Source organism: Paenibacillus sp. UNC451MF (assembly GCF_000686845.1).
Classification (GTDB): Bacteria; Bacillota; Bacilli; order Paenibacillales; family NBRC-103111; genus Paenibacillus_S.
This window is the reverse complement of the sequence record NZ_JMLS01000005.1, coordinates 350,923-359,632: the sequence shown is the minus strand read 5'-3', so window position 1 is coordinate 359,632 and position 8,710 is coordinate 350,923. Positions and strand designations below refer to the sequence as shown.

The following is an 8,710-nucleotide window of genomic DNA, read 5'->3' as shown; positions in this document are numbered from 1 at the left end:
CAAGTGCGATTAAACCGGTTGAGTAGATCCGGTAAGCGGCTTTACCAAAAACGAAAAGAAACGATTGAGCGAAGCTTCGCGGACGCTAAACAGCTCCATGGGTTTCGCTATTGCCGTTTGCGGGGGCTTCGAAATGTCACGGAGCAAGCGCTTATGACAGCAGCCGTACAAAACATGAAAAAGATTGCATTCCATCTGGAGCGGAAGGCGAAAGAGGCCTAGCCTCCCATCCGGCCTTCTCAAAATAGCCTCTAAATACAGAAAGAAACCCAACGTTTTAAAAAAACATGGGTTTCTCTACAATCTGAGAAGAACCGTGAAGGTTCTTCTTTTTTACGTTCATCAGTATTCCTTCTCTGCTCTAACAACGAATTTCCTAGACTGGAGCTTCCATTCCTATAGCAGCCCACTCTTCTTTAGTAGGACCATATACTCCTGTGACAGGAACTCCAGCTTGCCGCATAAGGATGGTCAATTGGCCGCGATGATGAATTTCATGTCTAAGGAAAAGATTTAGCGTTAATCCATTCTTCCATTGCTGCCCAAAAATGCTATTAGATACTTGCAGCGTATCATCCGTCCATTGAGTTTCAACCGCCTCAAGCAGCGATTGCGTCGTTCTGCGGTAAGCCTCTGCAATCGCAGCAGCAGATGCTGGCGGCTCGCTTCGCTCTGCGGGAGCTTCGAATCTTAATCCGGTCGGATTCAATATGCCTCCTGACGGGACCAAATGCCAAGCCAAGTGACCCAGCGTCCGATAACCGGGGGCTACTTCTTGAGAAAGTGATTCGTCTGTTAAAGCATCCAATAGCTTCTGAGTCGTTGCTGCTTCGTGCCGATAATCTTCTATAAAGCTTTGAATTGTTACAAACATAGTTAAACCCTCCATTTTCATTAATAGTTAACGGAACGCTTAAGGCTTGTTCCTTTAATTGTATTATACGACGAACTGCTGCCAACAGGATGTCAGCAGTCCGTGAATGCCTATATTATTTTTTTCTTGCCGCATCAATTTGATCCAATACCTCTTTATATTCGGCACGATACTTATCGATAACGGGTTTAACCGCATCCTGCCAAGGCTTAACATCCTTCACTTCCGTAATTTTAACGCCTGCCGCGCGGACTTTGGCCTCTGCGTCCTTCTCGTACTTATCCCATGATTCGCGTTGGGTTTTGACGGAATCGATAGCAGCCTGCTTCACGATTTTACGGTCTTCCTCAGACAGCTTATTCCAGGCGGATTGGCTGATCATGAGCACCTCCGGTACGCGCTGATGACCGTCGAGGATCATATTTTTCGCCACTTCAAAATGGTTCGAGGACTGATAGCTCGGGAAATTGTTTTCCGCTGCGTCAATTACGCCGGTTTGCAGGGAGCTGAACACTTCTCCATAAGCCATCGGCGTCGCATTGGCTCCGAGCGCAGACATCAGATCGATATTGATTTTATTCTGGATAACACGAATCTTCTGCCCTTTCAGCTCCGCCAGATTGGTTACAGGCTTGCGGGAATAAAAGTGCCGCGCGCCAGAGCTGTAATAAGCCAAGCCCTTCATCTTCGAGCTTTCCAAGCTATCCAGAAGCTTGTTGCCGTTGTCGCTCTCCAGGAACTTCCATAGATGCTGATCGCTATCAAAGACGTAAGGAAGGCTGAATACGCCAAAATTTTTGTTGAATTCCGCCAGCGGTCCGCTGCTGACACGGGTGAACTCGATAGCGCCGAGCTGAACCTGCTCGATAACCGCTTTTTCCTCCCCTAGCTGGGATGATGGGAAGACATCGATTTTAATCCGTCCATTACTGCGCTCATTTACCAGATCAGCGAACTTCTTATCCCCAACAACGGTCGGGTAATCGGGCGGATGCGTGTCAGCCAGTCGGAACGTATACTTTTTCCCCTCCGCCTTCTTGTCTCCTCCTGCTGTTGTTGCTTTGACGGGATCTTTGGTGCTGCAGCCTGCGATGACACTCCCTGCAATAATTACGCATGAAAGTACGTTTAGCGTTTTCTTGAACGATTTCATTCGTACATTTCCCCTTTTTTTACGGATTGGATTATTGTTGTAAAAGTCCGGCGAATCGTGTCCACTGCGTTCGATCACCAGGCTTTTAATGCTTCATCATATTGGGCAGCCACATCACTAAATCCGGCACGTAGGTCAACACGAGCAGCACCAGGCACATCACATAGAAGAAGGGCATCATCGCTTTCGTTCCTTGACTGATCGATATTTTACCTATGGCACAACCAACGAAGAGCACGGTCCCCACCGGAGGAGTCAGCAGGCCGATCCCCAGATTAAGCATCATAATGATGCCGAAGTGCACCGGATCCATCCCGAGATGGGTTACGACAGGAAGCAGAATCGGCGTCATAATCAAAATGAGCGGGGCCATATCCATCGGAGCTCCAAGAATAAGCAGTACGATGTTGATGATAAGTAGAATAATGATCGGACTGTCGGAAATCGCGAGCATTGCATCCGTCACCATTCCCGGAATTTTCAAGTACGCCAGCAACCAACTGAATGCGTCGGACGCGGCGATCAGGAACAGCACCATGGACACAGTGCGGAACGTTTTTTGTAAAATGATCCACATCCGGCTGATCGGAATGTCCTTATAAATAAGAAACGTAAGGATGAAAGCGTACAAGCAAGCCAATGCACCGGACTCCGTAGCTGTAAACCAGCCGCTGAAGATTCCACCGAGAATAATGGCCGCCGTCATCAGCGACATGAGACCGTCGAGCACGATCTTAGGAACTTCCTTGCGCTCTACCGGATCTCCCTTGGCATAGCCGCGCTTGATTGCATAGACATAGCTCGTTGCCATCAACGATACGCATAGTATCAATCCGGGCACGATTCCTGCCAGAAACAAGCTCGCAATCGACACTCCTCCACCCGCTGCTAAAGAATACAGAACGAGATTATGGCTGGGAGGAACAACAACGCCTTGAATCGCTGAGGATACGGTAACACCTACGGCATAATCCGTATCGTAGCCTTTTTTCTTCATCATAGGGATCATGACGGAGCCGATTGAGGATACATCTGCTACCGCCGAACCGGATATGTTGCCAAAAAACATACACGCGACCGAGTTCACCATCGCCAACCCGCCCCGTATCCCACCGACAATCAGCTGTGCGAGATTCACGAGCCGCAAAGCAAGCTTCCCCTCGCTCATTATATGTCCCGCGAGAATAAAGAATGGAATCGTAAGCAGTGAGTAAGAGCTGATACCTTGAATCATCCGTTGACCTACGACAGCCAGTGGAATGCCCAAGTATATCACTGTCACCAAGGTAGACAGCGCCAGCGTCAACGAGATTGGAAACCGCAGCACCATCAGCACAATGAAGCTAACACATAGAATCAATATTGCGATTGTCGTTTCTTCCATCTAGTGATTCCCCTCTTCCATACCCCGATGCCTTCTTGTGTCGATACCAACAAACTGCAGCAAGGAATACACGCATATGAGCAAGCCGGTGATCGGCATGACAACATAAATGATGCTGTTCGGCAGCTTGGTTGCCGCAAGAGTACTCTCGTTCATTAGAATAGTAAATTCGGTACCGGACAGGATCAGATACACTCCGAACGCAAACGTGCTTGCATAAATTATCCTATCGAGCACCCAGTTTACCTTGGGGGGAAACTTGCTCGTGAACGTATCGATGGCCAGATGCAGATGCTCTCGGAAGCCGAACGCAATACCGAGAAAGGAAAACCAGACCAGCAGCAGCAGCGTCACTTCCTCCGACCAGAACAAAACAAAGTTAAACAGCTTTCGTGTCAGCACTTGGGTCGTTACAATAAGAATCATAGCCAATAGCGCTGTCATCGAAAAGGTTTCAAAAAAGCTGTCGATCCATAATACCGCCTTTTTGAGTGCTTTCACTTTTCATCCCCCTTCAGACTTGGATTATAGCAATGTAAGCACTTACAAATTTGTTAACAAACCTTATTGTAAAGAATAAGAGCCCGAAACGGTACACCATTGGTTTTAGGATTTTTTGTAATTTTTTTAGGTCTTTTTGATGCGGTTTACACTTCGTTGTAGTGGACAGGGTAGTGAAACTTTTGAAGCATATTGTATAATTGGAATGATGGTTCTCGTTTTGAAGAAACTACTAACGATCAAGTGAACAGAAAGAGGCTGAACAATGTCAATTAAAAGCATATCTCCCTTGGATGGGCGATACAAAGAACAATCGGAAGTATTAGCAGAGCATTTCTCGGAATGGGCTCTCATGAAGTATCGGGTATATGTGGAAGTGGAATGGCTTATCCATATGTCCAGAAGACCCGAAATCGCAGAAGTACGTGAATTCAAATCCGAAGAGATCGCACTGTTAAAAGCAATTACGGAAAATTTCGATGATACCTCCGCTCTACGCATCAAAGAAATCGAACGTACGACCAAACATGACGTTAAGGCCGTTGAATATTTCCTTAAAGAAACTTTGGACCCCACTTCGCTTGCAGACGTCAAGGAATTCCTTCACTTTAGCTGCACATCCGAAGATATCAATAACCTGTCCCACGCTCTCATGCTGAAACACGGGATTGAAAACGGCTGGCTTCCGATTGCTGAGAAAATGTCAGCTGAGGTATCTCGTATTGCGGAATCCACAAAAGAAGTTTCGATGCTTTCTCGTACCCACGGGCAAACTGCAAGCCCTACGACGCTAGGTAAAGAGCTAGCCGTGTTTATCTACCGCTGGAATCGCCAGCTCAAGCAAATCAAAGCGCAGGAATACCTCGGAAAATTCAATGGGGCGGTGGGCAATTTCAACGCTCATTCGATCGCCTATCCAGAAGCGCCTTGGGAAGAAATTGCCCGTTCCTTCGTCGAGCATCTCGGATTGACCTACAATCCTCTTACGACTCAAATTGAATCTCATGATTACATGGCCGAGCTATTCCATGCATTGATGCGATTTAATAATATCACGCTTGATTTTGACCGCGACGTATGGCAATACATTTCACTTGCGTATTTCAAACAAAATGTGGTTGCCGGTGAAGTCGGTTCCTCCACTATGCCGCATAAGGTTAATCCTATTAACTTCGAGAACTCGGAAGCCAACATGGGAATTAGCAACGCCATGCTGGATCATTTGGCGAATAAATTGCCTATTTCGCGTCTCCAACGCGACTTAACCGATTCGTCCGCTTTGCGCAACATGGGCGTAGGTATCGCTCATTCGTATATTGCCATTGTAGCTACCTTGCGAGGACTGAGCAGCTTGTCGGTTAACGAAGCAGCCATTCAACAGGATCTCAATGAGAGCTGGGAAGTGCTCGGTGAAGCCATTCAAACCGTTATGCGTCGAGTTGGCTATGAAAATCCATATGAAAAGTTGAAGGAATTGACACGGGGCGTAGAGGTTACTCCGCAGCGTATAGCCGAGTTTATCCATGATCTTGGCTTGCCTGATGCTGAGAGAGAACGTCTGTTGAAGTTAACTCCAGCAAGCTATATCGGCATTGCGGACAAGCTTATCCGCCACATCCAATAGTTAAAACAACACTCACTTCCCTTTAATTGTCATTGAATACCAGCCCTCATTTAAGGTTAACTTAATAAGTAGGGACTATTCTTCAATGGTAGATTAAGAATGAGGGAGTGAGTCATCGTGGAAATAGACGCCCTGTTAAACGAGCTCTTTAGTTCACAAGAGGATTGGTCGGTCAAGACCAATGAACATAGTTATGTCATAGTACCAAATGGGAATAAAAAAGAAGAAGAAGAAGAAGAAGAAGAAGAAGAAGAAAAAGAAGAGAGAGCCCATTAGGACTCTCTTCTTTATTATTCACTCAAATGGAAAGGCACGGTTGCTACAACAACATCCTTTTCCTTCAACAGCCTAGACCGTATACGGTAGGCAGACTGATTATGAAGCAGCCGGTGCCACCATTTTCTCGCTACGAATTGGGGAAGAAGCACCATGATGGTCTGCTTCTCTTTGACATGCGTATCAATCCGTTCAATAAAGTCAACCAATGGCTTAACAATGGTCCGATACCTGGAGCGGAAAACAACCAGCCGCACCCCCGGATTCCATTGCTCCCATTTCTTTTCCATCTTCTCCTCATCTTCATCTGAAAAAGAGATATAGAACGCAACGACGTTCGGCGACAATGTTTTGGCATAAGAAATTGTGGAAGCAACCACTCGATGAATCCCTGCAATCGGGATAATGATAATCGATTCCTTATGGGGCAGCGGCTCATCCAAATTAATTCGAAGCTGTGCCGCAACATCCTCGTAATGATCGTATATTTTGGTAATAAACCATAAAAGGATCGGTGTCAAAATAATAACGATCCAGGCGCCCTCCATAAACTTGGTCACACAGAAAATAAGAAGAACGGCGAACGAAACGAGAGCGCCCAACCCGTTAACAATTAACCGGCCCTGCCAGCCCTTTTGTTTCTCTCTGAGCCATTTACGAACTAGGCCGCTCTGAGCCAGCGTAAAGGACAAGAAGACACCGATTGCATATAACGGGATAAGTGCGTCGGTTTTCCCCCTAAAGGCAATAAGCAGTAGGCTGGCCAAAATGCCCAACGTGACAATCCCGAAATGAAAGGACAATCGATCTCCCCGGTTAGCGAACATTCTCGGGAAATTTTTATCCTGTGCCATAATCGATGCCAAGATGGGGAAACCGTTAAAGCTGGTGTTAGCAGCTAGAGTCAGTATCATCATCGTGGCGATCTGCGTCGCATAGTACATAGTGCCCCGGCCAAACGCGCTCTCCGTCACCATGGACAGCACGGAGGTATGACCCTTAGGATCAGGCGTAATGCCATAAGCCATCGTCAAGATCGTAACGCCGCCGAAAATAATGGCTAGCAAAATGCCCAATGACAGCAAAGTCCTTTTGGCATTGTCTTTGGATGGTGTCTTGAAGTGAGGCACCGCATCGGAAATGGCCTCAATCCCGGTAACAGCCGAACAGCCGGAAGAGAAAGCTTTCAACAATACGAACATCGTTAGCCCCGAAGGGACTGAGGATGGGATTACATGGATTGATGACGCATGACTGGCACCGGTTATTAGGTCAAACATCCCTTTGCCGATTAACACCAGCACGCAGAGAATAAAGAAATACGTCGGAAAGGCAAACACCGTTCCCGATTCTGAAGTTCCCCTCAGATTTAGCCATACCATAAGCCAAACCAGGAACAGCGCTATCGGTACGATATAAGGAATCGCAATGGGAAAGGCGGATGTAATAGCCTGCACGCCAGCCGAAACGGAAACCGCAACGGTCAACGTGTAATCGATTAATAGAGATACACCCGTCAATCGCCCGAAGGACATGCCCAGGTTTTCCTTGGAAACCATATATGCTCCGCCACCCTGCGGATAGGCATCAATAACCTGCCTGTAGCTGATGACCAAGATGGTAATTAGCAATATGATGGCAATAGCAATAGGCAATGAATAAGCAAAAGCCGCCACAGCTCCAACGGTAGCAAGTGCGAGCAAGATTTGCTCCGTTCCGTAAGCTACAGACGATAAAGCGTCCGACGATAAAATCGGAAGAGCCTTCCAAACCGGCATCTTTTCATGTTCCAGTTCGTTGGATTTTAGCGGCCTGCCGAAAATTACTCTTTTTAAAGAATCTGTTGTCACCTTGTGTGCACCCCGGTTAGAAATAATTGGTTTTATACATCTTCGTGTTTAATATGTCCCGTAAAAACACAAAAAACACAAGGCAAGAGTCCTGTGTTCATCTCTCCTTCTCACTCTTGCTTACGAGGTTAGCTGTCGGATTAGGGCTGTGAGAAGCATGCCCTTCCTATGCTTACGCAATAGGATTCACCCCAAGTTATGGGTCCCCCGCTCTTCTTTTAGAAGATTAAGCAATATGAAATTATTAAAGCACCATTGAATATTACTTAGTAATGAATCAAAAGTAAATGTGTCTAAACATCACTAATAGCGCCATTTGAGTCTGCTTTAAGTCATGATAGCGCATACATCATCATCGCAGAACATCTGCCATGCTATTTTAACGAATTGCTTTCGTTTACAAAAAAATATTTTTCTTGCAAAGCAAACCACTTGCTAACGGGCTCCTATCATCCATGTGTCAGCCTAAAATCAGAAGAATTCAAGGGGATTAATGGTAAAATTACCATATATTGATTACGCTAAAAAGTTTCAAAAAAATTTATGTTTGGAGGCTAAAAAGATGGCAATGCCGACACATATTGTAGCAGTGGGCGGTTTCGTAGAAAACGAAGACGGACATATTCTCTTAGTGAAGACCCACCATGACGGTTGGGTATTCCCGGGCGGACAGGTGGAGGTCGGAGAGAATCTGCTGGATGCATTAAGCAGAGAGATCAAGGAGGAAAGCGGAATCGATGCGTTTGCCGTTCAATTAATCGGGGTATATTCGAATACAGCCACCTACAAATGGCATGACGGTGTAACGGATGTTCCTACCAAAGTCATGTTTGACTACGTCTGCAAGCCGGTTGGCGGAGAACTGTGTACCTCAGAGGAGACCTCGGACAGCCGCTGGGTCCCTAAGGATCAAGTACTTGAATTGATTAAAGCACCGGCAATCCGTACCCGCTATCAGGCATATCTGGACTTTGGCGGTCAGGTTTACTATATGGAATATGTGACCAAACCCCAGTTTGAACTGAAACTGCAAAGGACCATGTAAATC

At 46.4% G+C, this 8,710-nt stretch carries 9 protein-coding genes and 1 riboswitch; of the genes, 4 read left to right on the top strand and 5 right to left on the bottom strand.

Features of this window, described 5'->3' with window-relative positions:
- On the top strand, positions 1–222 hold a 222-nt coding region (locus tag BP97_RS0111055; protein WP_028549151.1), incomplete at its 5' end, for a transposase.
- 154 nt (positions 223–376) lie between these two features.
- Here the strand turns inward: BP97_RS0111055 and BP97_RS0111050 are convergent.
- The 4 genes from BP97_RS0111050 to BP97_RS0111035 form a co-directional block, all read right to left on the bottom strand.
- Complete coding sequence (locus BP97_RS0111050) at positions 377–874, bottom strand: DinB family protein (RefSeq protein ID WP_028549150.1); 498 nt, start codon at positions 872–874, stop codon at positions 377–379.
- A 115-nt stretch (positions 875–989) separates the two neighbouring features.
- A complete protein-coding gene (locus tag BP97_RS0111045) occupies positions 990–2,027 on the bottom strand; it encodes a TRAP transporter substrate-binding protein (protein ID WP_028549149.1) in 1,038 nt (345 codons plus the stop codon).
- An 85-nt stretch (positions 2,028–2,112) separates the two neighbouring features.
- On the bottom strand, positions 2,113–3,411 hold the full coding sequence (locus BP97_RS0111040) for a TRAP transporter large permease (protein ID WP_028549148.1): 1,299 nt from the start codon (positions 3,409–3,411) through the stop codon (positions 2,113–2,115).
- A complete protein-coding gene (locus tag BP97_RS0111035) occupies positions 3,412–3,912 on the bottom strand; it encodes a TRAP transporter small permease (RefSeq protein WP_028549147.1) in 501 nt (166 codons plus the stop codon).
- Between the two features lie 265 nt (positions 3,913–4,177).
- Between BP97_RS0111035 and purB the strand changes: the two genes are divergently transcribed.
- Both purB and BP97_RS40165 read left to right on the top strand, forming a co-directional pair.
- Positions 4,178–5,536, top strand: a complete 1,359-nt coding sequence (gene purB / locus BP97_RS0111030; protein ID WP_028549146.1) for an adenylosuccinate lyase — start codon at positions 4,178–4,180, stop codon at positions 5,534–5,536.
- A 117-nt stretch (positions 5,537–5,653) separates the two neighbouring features.
- On the top strand, positions 5,654–5,812 hold the full coding sequence (locus BP97_RS40165) for a hypothetical protein (RefSeq protein ID WP_156043192.1): 159 nt from the start codon (positions 5,654–5,656) through the stop codon (positions 5,810–5,812).
- Positions 5,813–5,826: 14 nt separating this feature from the next.
- Here BP97_RS40165 and BP97_RS0111020 read toward each other — a convergent pair whose 3' ends face one another.
- Positions 5,827–7,590 carry an APC family permease gene (locus BP97_RS0111020; RefSeq protein WP_081824056.1) on the bottom strand — a complete coding sequence of 588 codons (1,764 nt, stop codon included), beginning with the start codon at positions 7,588–7,590 and terminating at the stop codon, positions 5,827–5,829.
- A gap of 174 nt (positions 7,591–7,764) precedes the next feature.
- Positions 7,765–7,905: riboswitch (cyclic di-AMP (ydaO/yuaA leader) on the bottom strand.
- A gap of 319 nt (positions 7,906–8,224) precedes the next feature.
- On the opposite strand from BP97_RS0111020, the gene BP97_RS0111015 reads away from it, so the two are divergent.
- Positions 8,225–8,707, top strand: coding sequence for an NUDIX hydrolase (locus BP97_RS0111015; protein ID WP_028549144.1), 483 nt, complete (start codon positions 8,225–8,227; stop codon positions 8,705–8,707).
- The last annotated feature ends 3 nt before the right edge of the window (positions 8,708–8,710 follow it).

Coding starts and splice junctions, on each gene's coding strand:
- BP97_RS0111050 (WP_028549150.1), bottom strand. CDS start 874: ATGTTTGTAACAATTCAAAGCTTTATAGAAGATTATCGGCACGAAGCA.
- BP97_RS0111045 (WP_028549149.1), bottom strand. CDS start 2,027: ATGAAATCGTTCAAGAAAACGCTAAACGTACTTTCATGCGTAATTATT.
- BP97_RS0111040 (WP_028549148.1), bottom strand. CDS start 3,411: ATGGAAGAAACGACAATCGCAATATTGATTCTATGTGTTAGCTTCATT.
- purB (WP_028549146.1), top strand. CDS start 4,178: ATGTCAATTAAAAGCATATCTCCCTTGGATGGGCGATACAAAGAACAA.
- BP97_RS0111020 (WP_081824056.1), bottom strand. CDS start 7,590: ATGCCGGTTTGGAAGGCTCTTCCGATTTTATCGTCGGACGCTTTATCG.
- BP97_RS0111015 (WP_028549144.1), top strand. CDS start 8,225: ATGGCAATGCCGACACATATTGTAGCAGTGGGCGGTTTCGTAGAAAAC.